At 72.2% G+C, this 15,527-nt stretch carries 13 protein-coding genes and 2 tRNA genes; 4 read left to right on the top strand and 11 right to left on the bottom strand.

Annotated elements, in window-relative coordinates:
* Nucleotides 1–8: 8 nt before the first annotated feature.
* The 5 genes from clpX to ACFV8H_RS24345 all read right to left on the bottom strand — a co-directional run bounded on the left by clpX (nucleotide 9) and on the right by ACFV8H_RS24345 (nucleotide 4,872).
* Complete coding sequence (gene clpX / locus ACFV8H_RS24365) at nucleotides 9–1,298, bottom strand: ATP-dependent Clp protease ATP-binding subunit ClpX (RefSeq protein ID WP_030283761.1); 1,290 nt, start codon at nucleotides 1,296–1,298, stop codon at nucleotides 9–11.
* Nucleotides 1,299–1,501: 203 nt separating this feature from the next.
* Nucleotides 1,502–2,164, bottom strand: coding sequence for an ATP-dependent Clp protease proteolytic subunit (locus ACFV8H_RS24360; RefSeq protein ID WP_375893090.1), 663 nt, complete (start codon nucleotides 2,162–2,164; stop codon nucleotides 1,502–1,504).
* A 56-nt stretch (nucleotides 2,165–2,220) separates the two neighbouring features.
* On the bottom strand, nucleotides 2,221–2,835 hold the full coding sequence (locus ACFV8H_RS24355; RefSeq protein WP_329931219.1) for an ATP-dependent Clp protease proteolytic subunit: 615 nt from the start codon (nucleotides 2,833–2,835) through the stop codon (nucleotides 2,221–2,223).
* 278 nt (nucleotides 2,836–3,113) lie between these two features.
* Nucleotides 3,114–4,502, bottom strand: coding sequence for a trigger factor (tig, locus tag ACFV8H_RS24350; RefSeq protein ID WP_380403547.1), 1,389 nt, complete (start codon nucleotides 4,500–4,502; stop codon nucleotides 3,114–3,116).
* A gap of 296 nt (nucleotides 4,503–4,798) precedes the next feature.
* Nucleotides 4,799–4,872: transfer RNA gene (locus tag ACFV8H_RS24345), tRNA-Pro, on the bottom strand.
* 170 nt (nucleotides 4,873–5,042) lie between these two features.
* Here ACFV8H_RS24345 and ACFV8H_RS24340 point away from each other — a divergent pair.
* Nucleotides 5,043–5,113, top strand: a tRNA-Gly gene (locus tag ACFV8H_RS24340).
* A gap of 67 nt (nucleotides 5,114–5,180) precedes the next feature.
* Here the strand turns inward: ACFV8H_RS24340 and ACFV8H_RS24335 are convergent.
* Nucleotides 5,181–5,741, bottom strand: a complete 561-nt coding sequence (locus ACFV8H_RS24335) for a hypothetical protein (protein ID WP_380403545.1) — start codon at nucleotides 5,739–5,741, stop codon at nucleotides 5,181–5,183.
* A 240-nt stretch (nucleotides 5,742–5,981) separates the two neighbouring features.
* Between ACFV8H_RS24335 and ACFV8H_RS24330 the strand changes: the two genes are divergently transcribed.
* Nucleotides 5,982–6,725: a DUF6348 family protein gene (locus ACFV8H_RS24330; RefSeq protein ID WP_380403542.1), complete on the top strand. Its 744-nt coding sequence runs from the start codon at nucleotides 5,982–5,984 to the stop codon at nucleotides 6,723–6,725.
* A gap of 151 nt (nucleotides 6,726–6,876) precedes the next feature.
* Here ACFV8H_RS24330 and ACFV8H_RS24325 read toward each other — a convergent pair whose 3' ends face one another.
* The 4 genes from ACFV8H_RS24325 to ACFV8H_RS24310 all read right to left on the bottom strand — a co-directional run bounded on the left by ACFV8H_RS24325 (nucleotide 6,877) and on the right by ACFV8H_RS24310 (nucleotide 10,210).
* The gene (locus tag ACFV8H_RS24325; RefSeq protein ID WP_188304780.1) at nucleotides 6,877–7,074 is read right to left on the bottom strand and encodes a hypothetical protein; all 198 of its coding nucleotides are present in this window, start codon (nucleotides 7,072–7,074) and stop codon (nucleotides 6,877–6,879) included.
* 478 nt (nucleotides 7,075–7,552) lie between these two features.
* Complete coding sequence (locus tag ACFV8H_RS24320) at nucleotides 7,553–8,779, bottom strand: PP2C family protein-serine/threonine phosphatase (RefSeq protein ID WP_375893082.1); 1,227 nt, start codon at nucleotides 8,777–8,779, stop codon at nucleotides 7,553–7,555.
* A 291-nt stretch (nucleotides 8,780–9,070) separates the two neighbouring features.
* Nucleotides 9,071–9,556, bottom strand: a complete 486-nt coding sequence (locus ACFV8H_RS24315) for a ribose-5-phosphate isomerase (RefSeq protein WP_380403539.1) — start codon at nucleotides 9,554–9,556, stop codon at nucleotides 9,071–9,073.
* A gap of 54 nt (nucleotides 9,557–9,610) precedes the next feature.
* Nucleotides 9,611–10,210: a biotin transporter BioY gene (locus ACFV8H_RS24310; RefSeq protein ID WP_380403536.1), complete on the bottom strand. Its 600-nt coding sequence runs from the start codon at nucleotides 10,208–10,210 to the stop codon at nucleotides 9,611–9,613.
* 265 nt (nucleotides 10,211–10,475) lie between these two features.
* Here ACFV8H_RS24310 and ACFV8H_RS24305 point away from each other — a divergent pair, with 265 nt between their 5' ends.
* The gene (locus tag ACFV8H_RS24305) at nucleotides 10,476–11,888 is read left to right on the top strand and encodes an amino acid permease (protein WP_380403533.1); all 1,413 of its coding nucleotides are present in this window, start codon (nucleotides 10,476–10,478) and stop codon (nucleotides 11,886–11,888) included.
* Between the two features lie 88 nt (nucleotides 11,889–11,976).
* Here ACFV8H_RS24305 and ACFV8H_RS24300 read toward each other — a convergent pair whose 3' ends face one another.
* A complete protein-coding gene (locus ACFV8H_RS24300; RefSeq protein ID WP_380403531.1) occupies nucleotides 11,977–12,609 on the bottom strand; it encodes a DsbA family protein in 633 nt (210 codons plus the stop codon).
* A 227-nt stretch (nucleotides 12,610–12,836) separates the two neighbouring features.
* Here ACFV8H_RS24300 and pepN point away from each other — a divergent pair, with 227 nt between their 5' ends.
* Nucleotides 12,837–15,401, top strand: coding sequence for an aminopeptidase N (pepN, locus tag ACFV8H_RS24295; protein WP_380403632.1), 2,565 nt, complete (start codon nucleotides 12,837–12,839; stop codon nucleotides 15,399–15,401).
* The last annotated feature ends 126 nt before the right edge of the window (nucleotides 15,402–15,527 follow it).

The following is a 15,527-nucleotide window of genomic DNA, read 5'->3' as shown; positions in this document are numbered from 1 at the left end:
GCCCGGGCTCAGGCGCTCTTGTCGCGGCGCTCGCGCTTGATCATGTCGCGCGGGACGAGGGTGGGGATGGCGTGCTTGGAGACGACGTCCCCGGTGACCACCACGCGGGCGACGTCCTGACGCGAGGGGACCTCGTACATCACGGACATCAGCACCTCCTCCATGATGGCCCGCAGACCGCGCGCGCCGGTGCCGCGCAGGATCGCCTGGTCGGCGATCGCCTCCAGCGCGTCCCGGGAGAACTCCAGCTCCACGCCGTCCAGTTCGAAGAGCTTGCGGTACTGCTTGACCAGCGCGTTCTTCGGCTCGGTGAGGATCTGCAGCAGCGCCTCGCGGTCCAGGTTGTGCACGCTGGTGATGACCGGCAGACGGCCGATGAACTCGGGGATCATGCCGAACTTCACCAGGTCCTCGGGCATCACCTGGCGGAAGTGGTCGCTGGCGTCCGACTCGCGCTTGGAGCGGATGTTGGCGCCGAAGCCGATGCCCTTGGCACCCGCGCGGCCCTCGATGATCCGCTCCAGACCGGCGAAGGCACCGCCGACGATGAACAGCACGTTGGTGGTGTCGATCTGGATGAACTCCTGGTGCGGGTGCTTGCGCCCGCCCTGCGGCGGCACCGAGGCGGTGGTGCCCTCCAGGATCTTCAACAGCGCCTGCTGCACGCCCTCGCCGGAGACGTCGCGGGTGATCGACGGGTTCTCGCTCTTGCGCGCGACCTTGTCGATCTCGTCGATGTAGATGATCCCGGTCTCGGCCTTCTTGACGTCGTAGTCGGCCGCCTGGATCAGCTTGAGCAGGATGTTCTCGACGTCCTCGCCGACGTAGCCGGCCTCGGTCAGCGCGGTGGCGTCCGCGATCGCGAAGGGGACGTTCAGCATCCGGGCCAGGGTCTGCGCCAGCAGGGTCTTGCCGGAGCCGGTGGGGCCCAGCAGCAGGATGTTCGACTTGGCCAGCTCGATCGCGTCCTCGCGGCCGTTGCCGCCGCTACGGCCGGCCTCGCCCGCCTGGACCCGCTTGTAGTGGTTGTAGACCGCGACCGACAGCGCCTTCTTGGCGAGGTCCTGGCCGACTACGTACTGGTCCAGGAACTCGTAGATCTCACGCGGCTTCGGGAGCTCCTCGAAGCGGACCTCGGAGGTCTCGGCGAGTTCCTCCTCGATGATCTCGTTGCACAGGTCGATGCACTCGTCGCAGATGTACACGCCTGGGCCGGCGATCAGCTTCTTCACCTGCTTCTGCGACTTGCCGCAGAACGAGCACTTGAGCAGGTCGCCACCGTCTCCGATGCGTGCCACGAGGTGCTTCCCCTTCGCCAGGGGCCCCGCGGGGGTTCCGGGGCCTGGTGCTGTGGACCGTCCGCGCCGACGGCGCTCGGTCTCGCTATCCGACGGTACTCTGCCGGGCCCGTGATTCCGTCCTCTTCGCCGGGTCTGCCCTACGCCCTGGGCGAATTGATACCGAACAGATGCCGTGACAGCGCCCCCCGACGGTACCGGCCTCAGGAGGTCAGCGAGGTCTTGCGGGTGGAGATGATCTGGTCCACCAGGCCGTACTCCAGGGCCTCCTCGGCGGTCAGGATCTTGTCGCGCTCGATGTCCTCGCGCACCTGCTCCACCGGCTTGTTGGAGTGCTTGGAGAGCATCTGCTCCAGCTGCTCGCGCATCCGGAAGATCTCCTTGGCCTGGATCTCCAGGTCGGACACCTGGCCGCGGCCGGTCTCGGTGTACGGCTGGTGGATCAGGATGCGGGCGTTCGGCAGCGCCATCCGCTTGCCGGGGGTGCCGGCGGCGAGCAGCACGGCCGCGGCGGAGGCCGCCTGGCCCATGCAGACCGTGGTGATGTCCGGCTTGACGTACTGCATGGTGTCGTAGATGGCCGTCAGGGCCGTGAACGAGCCGCCGGGCGAGTTGATGTACATCTGGATCTCGCGGTCCGGGTCCATCGACTCCAGGCACAGCAGCTGCGCCATGATGTCGTTCGCCGAGACGTCGTCGACCTGCGAGCCGAGGAAGATGATGCGCTCCTCGAACAGCTTGGCGTACGGGTCGTACTCGCGGATGCCCTGCGTGGTGCGCTCGACGAAGCGCGGGACGATGTAGCGACCCTCGGCGCGCATGTCCTCGACGCGGGCCTTGGCGGCCGACAGGCTGGGGATGTTCATGGGGGTTCTTGTCCTCCGGGGCGTTGTGGCTGTGGTCTCGTGGGCCGGGCCGAGGCTCAGGCGCCCGTGCCGCCGCCGCCGGGGACGTCCGCGGCGCTGTGCATGATCGCGTCGATGAGGCCGTACTCCAGGGCCTCCTCCGGGGTGAACCAGCGGTCGCGGTCGGAGTCCCGGGTGATCTGCTCGAAGGACTGGCCGCTGTGGAAGGCGATCAGCTCGGACATCCGCTTCTTGGTGCGGAGCAGCTGCTCGGCCTGGATGCGGATGTCCGTGGCGGAGCCGCCGAGGCCCGCGGAGGGCTGGTGCATCAGGATGTTGGCGTTCGGCAGCGAGAAGCGCTTGCCCTTGGCGCCGGCGGTCAGCAGGAACTGACCCATCGAGGCGGCCATGCCCATGGCGATGGTGACGACGTCGTTCTTGATGTACTGCATGGTGTCGTAGATCGCCATGCCCGCCGAGATCGAGCCGCCCGGGGAGTTGATGTAGAGGAAGATGTCCTTCTCGGGGTCCGCGGCCAGCAGCAGCAGCTGCGCGGTGATCTTGTTGGCGATGTCGTCGTCGACCTGCTGGCCGAGGAAGATGATCCGCTCGTTGAGCAGCCGGTTGTAGACCTGGTCACCCAGGCCGCCGAGCACGTCACCAGAGGCGGCGTGCGGCGCCATCGGGCCCATCTGCATCTGCGGGAACGTCACTTAGCCACCTGCTCAGTCGATGTGGACGGTCGCCGGGCGGCCGTCACGGTGTCGCACAGCTTCCGGGTATCACGTCGTGATTGTTGCTGTCCAAGGACCCTAACGCGCAGGCCCGGCCGCAGAATCCCTCACGCAGAACTGTTCGCTGTGAGCGCAGGGTCGCGGGGGCACCCGGGTGCGCGGTGGGACGACGACGGGCCCGGACGCCGTAGCGGCGTCCGGGCCCGTTGCAGCGCCTCGGGGGGCTACCGGGGCACTCAGGCCTCGGTGCTCTCCTCGGTCTTCTCCTCGGCGGCGGCCTCGACGGTCTCGGCCGTCTCGTCCTCGTCGTCGAAGTTGATCTCGTTGCCCTCGGTGTCGACGACCTTGGCGGCCTCGACCACGGTGGCCAGCGCCTTGCCGCGGGCGACCTCGCCGACCAGCAGCGGAACCTGACCGCCCTGGACGACCTGCTGGGCGAACTGGTCCGGCGTGAGGCCGGAACCGGCCGCACGGCGGATGAGGTGCTCGGTGAGCTCCTCCTGGTTGACCCCCAGCTCCTCGTTGGCGACGATCTGGTCCAGGACGAACTGGGTCTTGATGCCCTTCTTCGCCTGCTCCTCGATCTCCGCCTCCCACTCCTCGCGGGACTTGCCCTGGGTCTCCAGGTAGGTGTCGATGTTCAGACCCATCGGCTCGAGCTGGTGGTGCTCGAGGTTGTGCTTGCGGGTCTCGATCTCGTCCTTCAGGAGCTTCTCGGGGTACTCGATCTCAACCAGCGTGAGCAGCGCGTCGAGGACCTTCTCCTGGGCCTGGGTGGCCTGGTCGTACTCCTTCATGCGCTCCAGGCGCTTGCGGGAGTCGGCACGCAGGTCCTCCAGGCTGTCGAACTCGCTGGCCAGCTGGGCGAACTCGTCGTCCAGCTCCGGCAGCTCCTTCTCCTGGACGGCCGTGACGGTGACGGTGACCTCGGAGGTCTTGCCGGCCTGGGTGCCACCCTTGAGCTCGGTCTCGAAGGTCTTCTCCGCGCCGGCCGACAGGCCGAGCACGGCCTCGTCGATGCCGTCGATGAGGCGGCCCGAGCCGATCTCGTAGCTGACGCCCGTGGCGGTGCCGTCGTCCGGCACCTCGCCGTCGACCTTGGCGATCAGGTCGACGACCACGATGTCGCCCTCGGCGGCGGCGCGCTCGACGTCCTTGACCGAGGAGAAGCGCTCGCGCAGCTGCTCGAGGGACTTCTCGATGTCCTCGTCGGAGACGACGATCGGGTCGACGGTCACCTCGATGGAGGAGAACTCCGGCAGGGTGATCTCCGGGCGGATGTCCACCTCGGCGGTGAACTTCAGGTCACCACCGTCGGCGATCTTCTCGACACCCTCGATGTTGGTGATGTCGGGCTGGCCGAGGACCTCGATCTTGCCCTCGTCGACGGCCTGCGTGTAGAAGCGCGGCAGGGCGTCGTTGACGGCCTCCTCCAGCACGGCACCGCGGCCGAAGCGCTGGTCGATGACGCGAGCCGGGATCTTGCCCTTGCGGAAGCCCGGAACCGTGACCTGCTGGTTGATCTTCTTGTACGCCGCGTCGAGGCTGGGCTTGAGCTCCTCGAAGGGCACCTCGACGGTGAGTCGAACCCGGGTCGGGTTCAGAGTCTCGACGGCGCTCTTCACGGTTAGGTCTCCTAGGGGCTTGCGGTCAGGTTGTCTCCGCCCGGCCCGCACGCCCCGGCCGGAGCCGGTACGGGTGGGTCGGACGAGACGGGCGATGGGCGGTTGGAGCTGCATCTCCCGTGTGGGTGGACGGTGAGCTTGACTCCTCGCCCTCGGGCGGTTGACCTGGGTTGACGCCACAGGGACTACCGCCAGCGCCCCATCCTACCGGTACCACGAAAGGCGGACGCCAGGCGCCACCGTACCGCCCGAACAGAACAGGGCCCCGCCCCGGTGGGCGAGACCCTGCCGCACTGTCGGGGTGACCGGATTCGAACCGACGGCCTTCCGCTCCCAAAGCGGACGCGCTACCAAACTGCGCCACACCCCGTGGTGCCGAGAGGAAGCGTACACGCCGGGCCTGTACGGCTCGTCGACTTATTCGGGGCACGGCGGGAGCATCGCGGAAGGGGGTGCGCGCGGAATGCGGTGTGCACGGGAGGGACCGGAGCGGGTACGCTGTCCCCCGAACTTCCGACCGGGAACGGTCGGCGGCTTCGCGCGGGTGTAGCTCAATGGTAGAGCCCTAGTCTTCCAAACTAGTCACGCGAGTTCGATTCTCGTCACCCGCTCTTCCGGCCCGGCCCCGGTGCGCCCAGCGCACCGGGGCCGTCGGCGTTCCCGGGCCCGTGCGGCGCCTCAGAGCCCCAGCCGGGCGGCCCGGGCGGCGGCCCGGTCGAGCAGCAGGTGGACGTCGCCCTCCCGGGTGGCGGGGCGGTCGTTGTACTCGTCCGGGGAGCGCGCCGGGCGGCCGGTGGCGTGCAGCACCTCCATCAGCTGGACCCGGCCGGCCCGCACGGTCGCCGGGGTGCCGTAGCCGTACGCCAGGACGGCGGCCTGGGCGCCGAGCAGGCAGACCCGCCCGGTGGCGTCCCACATCGCGCCCTGCAGCCAGCCGTGGGCGCCGATGTAGCGGGAGGCGAGCCGCAGGTGGTCGGCGGTGGTGACCGGGACGGGCCGGGCGGGGCGGCGCAGCGCCCGGTCGAGCAGGGTGGCCCGGGGCTCCGGGTGGCCGGCGTGCCAGGGGCGCAGGACGCTCCCGTAGCGGCAGACGTACGGCCCGGGGGTGCGCGCGGGGGCGGGCAGCGAGGCGAGGTAGGCCTCCACCTCGGCGACCAGGCCGGAGCCGTCCGGGCCCGCGAGCAGGTCCGCCAGGGCGGCCGGGTGGGGCACGGGGGGCGTCGGGGCGGTGCGGGCCATGCGGGCTCTCCAGGCGGACGGCTGTCGGGTTCCGCTCCCCAAAGTGGGGCATCCCGGACAATTCCGCGACCGCAGGGAGAAGGCGTCCGCACGGTTTCCCGCACGGCGGTCGGGCCGATAGCCTCGGCGGCGTTCGAGCGCAGTTCGAGCGCGACCCGTGGCGCCGCGCTCCCGGAGTGGAGGAGTCCCGTGGGTCCGCAGGAGCGACTGGCGGTCATACAGCGCTGTGTGGTCCGGGAGATGGCACGACTGGGCCAGGACTTCCACCCGGACGGCGAGGTGGTGCGCGGCCCCGGGACCACCGCGGTGGCGGTGCGCGAGCACCCCGGGGAGGACGGCGGCGCCGGGCACGTGGACCTCGGCTTCGTGCTCCACCTGGGCCGGGCGGACGCCCCGGTGGTGTGGGACTGCGCACCCGGCCTCGGCAAGACCGAGGAGGAGAAGCTCGCCAACGCGGTGAAGATGTGGGCGACCACCACCGCCTCGGTGCTGGTCGAGCTGGCCGACGGGCGCGGGATCCACGCCGACCGCCCGAACCTGCCCGAACTCCCGGGCTGGCGGGCGGTGCAGGGGCCGGCAGCCGTGTTCGGCTTCGGCAACGAGCACCTGGCGGCCTGGCTCGCCGAGCACCGGGTGCTGCCCGCGCTGGCGCCGGCCCTGGAGCGGGAGCTGACCGGGCCGGGACCGGTCGGGGTGAAGCTCTTCCTGGGCGGGAAGGCGGGCGACGACGTCGCCGAGGTCCGGGTGGGCGGCGAGGTGTCGGAGGCGGCCTCCGCGGCGCTGCGCGCGCTGGACTGGCCGCGCGGCGAACGGCTGTGCTGGGCGCGGCTGTTCGTGCTGCTGACGGCGGAACGGGCGGCACCGGCACCGGCCGCGCCGACGGGCGCCCCGGCACCTGTGCCGGTGCGCGCCCCGGCCCCGGCGGCGACGCGCCCCCGGGGACTGTTCGCCCGCTGGCGGGAGGCCCGGAGGGCCGGCCGGTAGCTGCTGCTCGCCCGCTCGCCTCCGGGGCGCTCGGACCCGGTGCCGACGGTCGGCGCTCCCTCGCTCCTGCGTCGCTCCCTCGCGCTCTCCCTTTCGGCACCGGCGCGCCCCTTCGGCTCGGGGCGCGAGGGATCCGTCCGGCCCGGCCGGGTCAGCCCCCCGTGATGCTGGAGATGCTGTGCGCCAGGTTGGCCAGCAGGGAGTTGATGGAGGTCGCCATCGTGGTCTCGTGCAGCATGAAGCCGAACAGGGCGGCGACGATCGCGTGCGGGATCTTCAGCTGCTTGTTCCGGATGAAGATGATGCACAGGATCGCGAACAGGACCAGCGCGGAGACGGAGAGTGCCACCCGGACTCACTTCCTCGTTTCATAGCGTGGCGCCGCCGCCCGGCGGCACCTGCGAAGCCGGACCCCGGCCTGTCCGACGGTCCCGAGGCGGAATCGCGGACCGTCCGGCACAGCGCCGGCCGAGGAACGCGCACCGGCCCGCTGTCTGGTGTGCCGCACGTGTCGCCCCCCATCCCCCGAATCCTGAACAGTCCCGCCCGGACTCAGTGTGGTCGACCGTGCCGATTGCGTAAAGGTCTGACAGTCGGCCCAGCGTCGACATCCTGCGATGCGAGACGAGTTTCCGCCGACCGGGACGATAGCGGAGCCGTTCTGACGAATCGTCGGCGGGGCGCTGCTGAGCGGCCGGGAAACGCCCGGGGACGTGGAGCGGAGGTCGCGGATCCGCTCAGCCGACGGGCCGTCCGATATGGCCGAAGATCAGCTGCCAGGCTTGACACGACGGCCCTGCCGGTGGCACATGACGCGGACAGCCGCCTCAGTCTCGCCAGAGCAGCAGTACGGCCCGGTCGTCGTTGATGTCCCGGGCGACCGTCTCGATCAGCGCGCCCGCCGCGCCCGCACCGCTGCCCGGGGCGCCGCCGGGGACCAGCCGGTCGGCCTCCCCCATCAGCCGGTCCATGCCCTCGGCGAGGTCCCGGCCGGGCTCCTCGACCATGCCGTCGGTGCACAGCATCAGCACGTCGCCCCGGTTCAGCCGGCCGCGCACGCCGTCGAACTTGGCGCCGTCGTAGATCCCGAGCAGCGGGCCCTCGGCCTCCTTGATCTCCCAGCGCCCCTCGCCGGCCAGCCGCTGCATGCCCGGCAGGTGCCCGGCCGAGAGCAGTTCGTACTCGCCGCTGTCCAGGTCCAGCACCAGGTGGACGGCGGTGGCGAAGCCCTCCTCCCAGGACTGGCGCAGCAGGTAGCCGTTGGCGGCGGGCAGGAAGTCGTGCGCGGGCAGCGAGCCGACCAGGCCGCCGAAGGCGCCGGACAGCAGCAGGGCCCGCGAGCCCGCGTCCATGCCCTTGCCGGAGACGTCCGCGAGGACCACCTCCAGCAGCCGCTGGCCGGGGCCGGTGCGGGCGGCCACCACGAAGTCGCCGGAGAAGGACTGGCCGCCGGCCGGGCGCAGAGCCATGTCGGCGTGCCAGCCGGCCGGCAGCTCGGGCACCCGGCTCTGCACCCGCAGCCGCTCGCGCAGGTCGAACAGCATGGTGGAGCCGCCCCACCAGGGGACGCCGACCCGGGCCCGGAACTGGGCCAGCAGCAGGCCGCCGACCCCGGCGGCGCCGACCACCAGGGCCGCGCCGGGGGTGACGCCGTAGACGTAGGCCTCCGGGTTGTCGCTGGCGACCCGCTGGCCGGTGTGGATCACGGACTCGGCGGACAGCCCGAGGGCGGCCAGCGCGTACAGCACCACCAGGGAGCCGGGGCGCAGCAGCAGCGCGCCGGCCAGGATCGGCAGGACCAGGGTGGTGGGCGGGGCCCAGTCCGGGATCCAGATGTTGAGCAGGATCATCAGCGGGACGAGCAGGGCCAGCGCGCAGAGCACCGGCCAGTCGGCGGCGCCGCCGCGGAAGTAGTCGACACCGGCCGTGCGCAGCCTTCGGCGGGCCCGGCGGAGCCTCTTGCGCAGCCGGGCCGTCACGGGCTCGGACGCCGGGGCGGCGCCGGGCCTCGTCGCAGTCGTCTGGGGCGGTGCGCCCGGCGGTCTGCCAGCCATGGGGTCCGACCCTATCCACGGGTGCGGCCCGGCGTCGACGGTCCGGGGGCGGGCGGCGGCCCCGGCGCGCGGGCCGCTCAGCGGGTTTCGGCCGATCGGGCCGGTGGCGGGCACGCCGTCAGGAGGCGTGCGCCGGTTGGGCGTACGGCGCCGGCGGGCGGCGCGTGCGCCCCGCGTGCGCAGCTGCGGGCGCGCGGGCGCCTGTGGCCGACGACACAGCCGCCGGGGGCCGCGCGGACGGCGACGGGCGGGGCCGCGGGTGGGGGGGGCCGGGCGGCGGTGGCGGGTGGATCAGCCCTGGGGGTGGTGGGCCGGGATCGGCGGGAGCTCGCCGGTGGTCTCGTACTCGCTCAGCATCTCGATCCGGCGGGTGTGCCGGGCCTCGCCGCTGTAGGGGGTCTTGAGGAAGACCTCGACGAACTCGGTGGCCTCCTCCTCGGTGTGCATCCGCCCGCCGATGGAGATGACGTTGGCGTTGTTGTGCTGACGGCCGAGCTCGGCGGTCTGCACGCTCCAGGCCAGCGCCGCACGGACGCCCTTGACCTTGTTGGCGGCGATCGCCTCACCGTTGCCCGAGCCGCCGATCACGATGCCGAGGGCGTCCGCGTCGGCGGCGGTGCGCTCGGCGGCGCGCAGGCAGAACGGCGGGTAGTCGTCCTCGGCGTCGTAGATGTGCGGCCCGCAGTCGACCGGCTCGTGGCCGGCCCCCTTGAGCCACTCCACGAGGTGGTTCTTCAGTTCGTATCCGGCATGGTCGGAGCCCAGGTACACGCGCATGCCATGAGTGTGGCACGCGGGTGCGCCCGGGACCGACAACGGGGGGTCCGGGTCTCAGCGGCGGCCGAGCAGCTTCCAGGCGAGCGGCAGCGCGCCGGCGGCGAAGGCGGCCTTGAGCGCGTCGCCGACCAGGTACGGGTAGAGGCCCAGTTCGGCGGCGCGGGCCAGCGGGACGTGCAGGCTGAACGCCAGGTACGGGACGCCGACGGCGTAGATGGCCAGGCTGCCCAGCGCCATCGTCACCGCGGTGTTCAGCGGGGAGCGGTCGGCGCCGCGGCGGGCCAGCGCGCCTGTCAGGGCGGCGGCGAGGACGAAGCCGAGCACGTAGCCGAAGGACGGCATGGCCCAGCCGGAGGTGCCCTCGGCGAACCAGGGCAGGCCGGCCGCGCCGGCCAGCAGGTAGAGCGCGAGCGAGGCGACGCCGCGGCGGGCGCCCAGCGCGGTGCCGACCAGCAGGGCGGCGAAGGTCTGGCCGGTGACCGGCACCGGCGAGCCGGGCACGGTGACCGACAGCTGGGCGGCCACACCGGTCAGCGCGGCGCCGCCGACCACCAGGGCGAGGTCGCGGACCTGGGTGCCGAGGCGGGTCGAGGCGGCGGGCAGCAGGTCGGCGAGGACGGCGCGACGCGCTATCGGGGTGGTGGCAGTGGCCATCGGGGCTCCTCCGTGAGGTCCAGGTGAGTGAACACCTGTGAACCTACGCGGTGATCCACTGCGCCGATGCCACGGTTTCGGACAAAGCACCGCCCACGAAGCTTGTCGGAACCGGCTCCGGGCGACTCTCGGCGAACCGTCCGCCACGCACGGTGACCACCCGGTCCGCATGGTGGGCCCGCGGCGGACATCGTTGGCATGAACAGCGGGGTCCCCGGATATTGGACAGCTCATGCCGCATTCCGCACAGTCTGGATCCACCCCTATGGCCCCCACCTCCGCGCCCCAGGCGCCCGGGACCACCGAGGCTCCCCCGCCGTCCGGTGGCCAGCAGCTCAGCCACGGACTCAAGCAGCGCCACCTGTCGATGATCGCCCTCGGCGGCGTCATCGGCGCCGGCCTGTTCGTGGGCTCCGGCGCCGGCATCGCGGCCGCCGGGCCGGCGATCATCCTCGCCTTCACCCTCTCCGGCCTGCTGGTCATGCTGATCATGCGGATGCTCGGCGAGATGTCCGCCGCCCGCCCGGCCTCCGGCTCCTTCTCGGTGCACGCCGAGAAGGAGATCGGCCCCTGGGCCGGGATCACGGCCGGCTGGATGTACTGGGTGATGCTCTGCTGCGGCGTCGCCGCCGAGGCCACCGCCGCCGGGAAGATCGTCAACGGCTGGGTCCCCGGGGTCTCCGCCTGGGTCTGGGTCGCCCTGTTCATGGTCTTCTTCTGCGCCAGCAACCTCACCGCGGTGAAGAACTTCGGCGAGTTCGAGTTCTGGTTCGCCACCGTCAAGGTCGCCGCGATCATCGCCTTCCTGGTCATCGGCGGGCTCGGCGTCGCCGGCGTGATCGGCCCCGGCGCCCCCGGCAGCACCAACCTCACCGGCCAGGGCGGCTTCCTGCCCACCGGCGTCAGCGGGCTGATCGTCGGCCTGCTCGCCTCGGTCTTCGCGTACGGCGGCCTGGAGACGGTCACCATCGCCGCGGCCGAGTCGGACGACCCCAAGAAGAACGTCGCCAACGCGGTGCGCACCGCGGTGTGGCGGATCGCGATCTTCTACATCGGCTCGATGGCCCTGGTGGTCACCCTGGTCTCCTGGAAGGACCCGTCGGTCGTCGCCGACGGCCCGTACGTCACGGTGCTGCGCCACCTCGGGGTGCCCGCGGCCGGGACGATCATGGAGGTGGTGGTGCTGATCGCGCTGCTGTCCGCGATGAACGCCAACATCTACGGCGCCTCCCGGATGGCGTACTCGCTGGTCGGCCGCGGCCAGGGGCCCAAGGCGCTGGCCAAGGTGTCCGGCGGGGTGCCGCGCCGGGCCGTGCTGGCCTCCTGCCTGTTCGGCTTCGGCGCCGTGCTGGCCGCCAAGTTCTGGCCGGACACCGTGTTCACCTGGCTGATGAACACCACCGGCGTCGCCATCCTGGTGGTCTGGCTGTTCATCTGCGTCGTCCAGCTGCGGATGCGCCGCCGGCTGGAGCGCGAGGCGCCCGAGCTGCTCACCGTGAAGATGTGGGGCTACCCGTACCTGACCTGGGTCGCGACGGCCGCCGTGGCCGGCATCCTCGCCCTGATGACCACCACCGAGGGCAACCGCCAGCAGCTGTACGCGGCCGGGGTGCTGGTCGTCCTGCTGAGCGGGGCCGGGCTGCTCAAGCAGCGCCGGGACGCGGCCGCGGGGCGCTGACGGACGGCTGACGGACGACGGCGAAGGCCCCGTACGGAGAAGGCCCGGTACCCACGGGGTACCGGGCCTTCTCCGTGCCCGCCGGGGCCTACTCGAAGGACGGGCCGGCCGTGCGGGTGCGCTTGATCTCGTAGAAACCCGGGGTGGAGGCCACCAGCAGGGTGCCGTCCCACAGCCGGGCCGCGGCCTCGCCCTTGGGGGCCGGGGTGACCACCGGGCCGAAGAAGGCGACCCGGTCGCCGTCCGCGCCCTCCACCGCGATCACCGGGGTGCCGACGTCCTCGCCGACCAGGGTGATGCCCTCCTTGTGGGAGGCGCGCAGGGCCTCGTCGTACGCGTCGGTGCCGGCCGCGTCCGCCAGCTCGACGGGCAGGCCCGCGGCCACCAGGGCGGCCTCGATAGTCTCCCGGTTCTGCGGCAGGCCCTGGTTGTGGAAGCGCAGGCCCAGCTCGGTGTACAGCCGGCCCAGCACCTCGTCGCCGTGCTCCTGGGCGGCCGCGATGCAGACCCGCACCGCGCCCCAGGCGTTGTCCAGCAGCTCGCGGTAGCTCTGCGGCAGGTCGCGGTGCTCGTTGAGCACCGACAGGCTCATCACGTGCCAGCGCACGTCGACCGGACGCAGCTGCTGGACCTCGATCAGCCAGCGGGACGTCATCCACGCCCACGGGCAGGCCGGGTCGAACCAGAAGTCGGCGGTCTTGCGCTCAGCGGCAGTCGTCACTGGGTCTCGTCCTTCGTGAGGTGTTCCGAGGCAGGGGATGTCGCCCCCACCCGGACCCCAACACCCGCGCGCCGCCGCTGATTCCGGCCCCGGACGCGACGGGCTGTGCAATGGTACCGGCCGGGGCGGGCGTGAAAGGATGCCCCTGCGTGCGCGATGCACACCGCGCACGGATCCGCACCATCCACGCACGCACCACCGTGCGGGCCGGACAAAGGAGTACCGCCGTGCCGGGCAAGAACCTGAGCCGCGAGGAAGCACAGCAGCGAGCCGGCGTCCTGGCCGTCGACGGCTACAACGTCCGGCTGGACGTGAGCTCGGCCCCCGACCCGGCGGCCGCCACCTTCCGCTCCACCACCACCGTCGCCTTCCGCTGCGACCGGCCCGGCGCCGCCACCTTCCTCGACCTGCTGGCCCCCGCCGTCCGCTCGGTCACCCTCAACGGCCGCGCCCTGGACCCGGCCACCGCCTACGACGGCGCCCGGGTGCACATCGACGGGCTGGCCGCCGAGAACGTCCTCACCGTCGAGGCCGACTGCGCCTACAGCCGCACCGGCGAGGGCCTGCACCGCTTCGTCGACCCCGCCGACGGCGAGACCTACCTCTACACCCACTACGAGCCGGCCGACGCCCGCCGGGTGTTCGCGACCTTCGAACAGCCCGACCTCAAGGCCCCGTTCACCTTCACGGTGACCGCCCCCGCCGCCTGGGACGTGCGCTCCAACGCCGTGCACGAGAACGTCACCGCCCAGGGCGACGCCCGCACCTGGGAGTTCGCGCCGACCAAGCCGATCTCCACCTACCTCACCGCCGTGGTGGCCGGCCCGTACCACGTGGTCACCGACCACTACAGCCGCGAACTCGCCGACGGCACCACCCTGGAGATCCCGCTCTCCGCGCTCTGCCGCCGCTCGCTCGCCCCGCACTTCGACGCGGAGGAGATCCTCGGCGTCACCAAGCTCGGACTCGACTTCTTCCACGAGGAGTTCGACTACCCGTACCCCTTCGGCAAGTACGACCAGGCCTTCGTCCCCGAGTACAACATCGGCGCGATGGAGAACCCGGGCTGCGTGACCTTCAAGGAGGAGTTCGTCTTCCGCTCGAAGGTCACCGACGCCGCCTACGAGTCCCGCGCCAACGTCGTCCTGCACGAGATGGCGCACATGTGGTTCGGCGACCTGGTCACCCCGCGCTGGTGGGACGACCTGTGGCTCAAGGAGTCCTTCGCCGACTTCATGGGCTCCTACGGCCTGATCGGCGCCCGCACCCGCTACTCCTCCGCCTGGGTCACCTTCGCCAACCAGCGCAAGGCCTGGGCCTACCGGCAGGACCAGTTCCCCACCACCCACCCGATCACCGCCGACATCCGCGACCTCGAGGACGCCAAGCTCAACTTCGACGGCATCACCTACGCCAAGGGCGCCTCCGTCCTCAAGCAGCTGGTCGCCTACGTCGGTTCGGAGGCCTTCTTCGAGGGCGCCCGCCGCTACTTCAAGCGGCACGCCTTCGGCAACACCGAACTCGGCGACCTGCTGGGCGTGCTGGAGGAGACCAGCGGCCGCGACCTCAAGAGCTGGGCCGCCGCCTGGCTGCAGACCGCCGGCGTCAACGCGCTCACCCCGCAGGTCACCACCGACGCCGAGGGCCGGATCACCGAACTCGCCGTCCTCCAGGACGGCGAGGTGCTGCGCCCGCACCGGATCGCCATCGGCCTGTACGACCGGGACGCCGACGGCGCCCTGCTGCGCACCGGGCGGATCGAGCTGGACGTCACCGGCGCCCGCACCGTCGTCGCCGAGGCCGTCGGCCGTCAGCGCCCCGACCTGGTCCTGCTCAACGACGAGGACCTCACCTACTGCAAGATCCGCTTCGACGCCGACTCGCTGGAGACCCTGCGCACCGGCCTCGGCGACATCCGCGACGAGCTGGCCCGGGCGCTCGCCTGGTCCGCGGTCTGGAACCTCACCCGGGACGGCCTGATGCCGGCCCGCGACTACGTCGCCCTGGTGCTGCGCTTCGCCGGCCAGGAGGGCAACATCGGCGTGCTGCAGTCGCTGCACGCCCAGGCCAAGACCGCCGTCGACCTGTACGCCGCCCCCGAGTGGCGCGCCGAGGGCGCCCGCCGGCTCGCCGACGGCGCCCTGCGCGAGCTGCGCGGGGCCGTCCCCGGCAGCGACCACCAGCTCGCCTGGGCCCGCTTCCTGGCCCAGACCGCGGGCGGCGCCGAGCACCTCGGCCTGGTCCGCGGGCTGCTGGCCGGCAGCGCCCGGATCGACGGCCTGGAGGTCGACCAGGAGCTGCGCTGGGCGCTGTGGCTGGCCCTGGCCGCCGCCGGACAGGCCGGCGACGAGGAGCTCGCCGGGGAGCTGGCCGCCGACAACACCGCCGGCGGCAAGCGCCAGTACACCCAGTGCCTGGCCGCCCGGCCCACCCCGGAGGCCAAGGCCGCCGCCTGGTCGGCCGTGATCGACTCGGACGAGCTGCCGAGCGCCCTGGTCGAGGCCAACAGCGCGGGCTTCGCGATCCCCGCCCAGCGCGACCTGACCGCCCTCTACGCGGCGCCGTACTTCAAGCTGCTGGAGAAGGTCTGGGCGGAGCGGACCATCGAGATCGCGATGCGGATCGTCGGCGGCTTCTTCCCGATCGCCCAGACCGACGAGCACACCCTGGCCGAGGCGGACACCTGGCTGGACGGCCACCCGCAGGCCGCGCCGGCGCTGCGCCGACTGGTGCTGGAGCGCCGGGACGACCTGGCCCGCGCCCTGCGCGCCCAGGCCTGCGACCGGGCCTGACACCACCGCGGAGGGGCCCGCCGACCACGTGTCGGCGGGGCCCCCCGGCGGGACGGGGCGCGGCCGGGCCCCGGGGGCGTGCCGGCGCCGGGCGCGGGGGGGGGGGGGGGGAGGCCCGCCCCTGGC

This window comes from Kitasatospora sp. NPDC059827 (genome assembly GCF_042731675.1).
Lineage (GTDB): Bacteria > Actinomycetota > Actinomycetes > Streptomycetales > Streptomycetaceae > Kitasatospora.
This window is presented reverse-complemented; position numbering and strand designations above follow the sequence as displayed.

Coding starts and splice junctions, on each gene's coding strand:
- ACFV8H_RS24360 (WP_375893090.1), bottom strand. CDS start 2,164: ATGAACATCCCCAGCCTGTCGGCCGCCAAGGCCCGCGTCGAGGACATG.
- ACFV8H_RS24355 (WP_329931219.1), bottom strand. CDS start 2,835: ATGGGCCCGATGGCGCCGCACGCCGCCTCTGGTGACGTGCTCGGCGGC.
- ACFV8H_RS24335 (WP_380403545.1), bottom strand. CDS start 5,741: ATGGCCCGCACCGCCCCGACGCCCCCCGTGCCCCACCCGGCCGCCCTG.
- ACFV8H_RS24330 (WP_380403542.1), top strand. CDS start 5,982: ATGGCACGACTGGGCCAGGACTTCCACCCGGACGGCGAGGTGGTGCGC.
- ACFV8H_RS24320 (WP_375893082.1), bottom strand. CDS start 8,779: ATGGCTGGCAGACCGCCGGGCGCACCGCCCCAGACGACTGCGACGAGG.
- ACFV8H_RS24315 (WP_380403539.1), bottom strand. CDS start 9,556: ATGCGCGTGTACCTGGGCTCCGACCATGCCGGATACGAACTGAAGAAC.
- ACFV8H_RS24310 (WP_380403536.1), bottom strand. CDS start 10,210: ATGGCCACTGCCACCACCCCGATAGCGCGTCGCGCCGTCCTCGCCGAC.
- ACFV8H_RS24305 (WP_380403533.1), top strand. CDS start 10,476: ATGGCCCCCACCTCCGCGCCCCAGGCGCCCGGGACCACCGAGGCTCCC.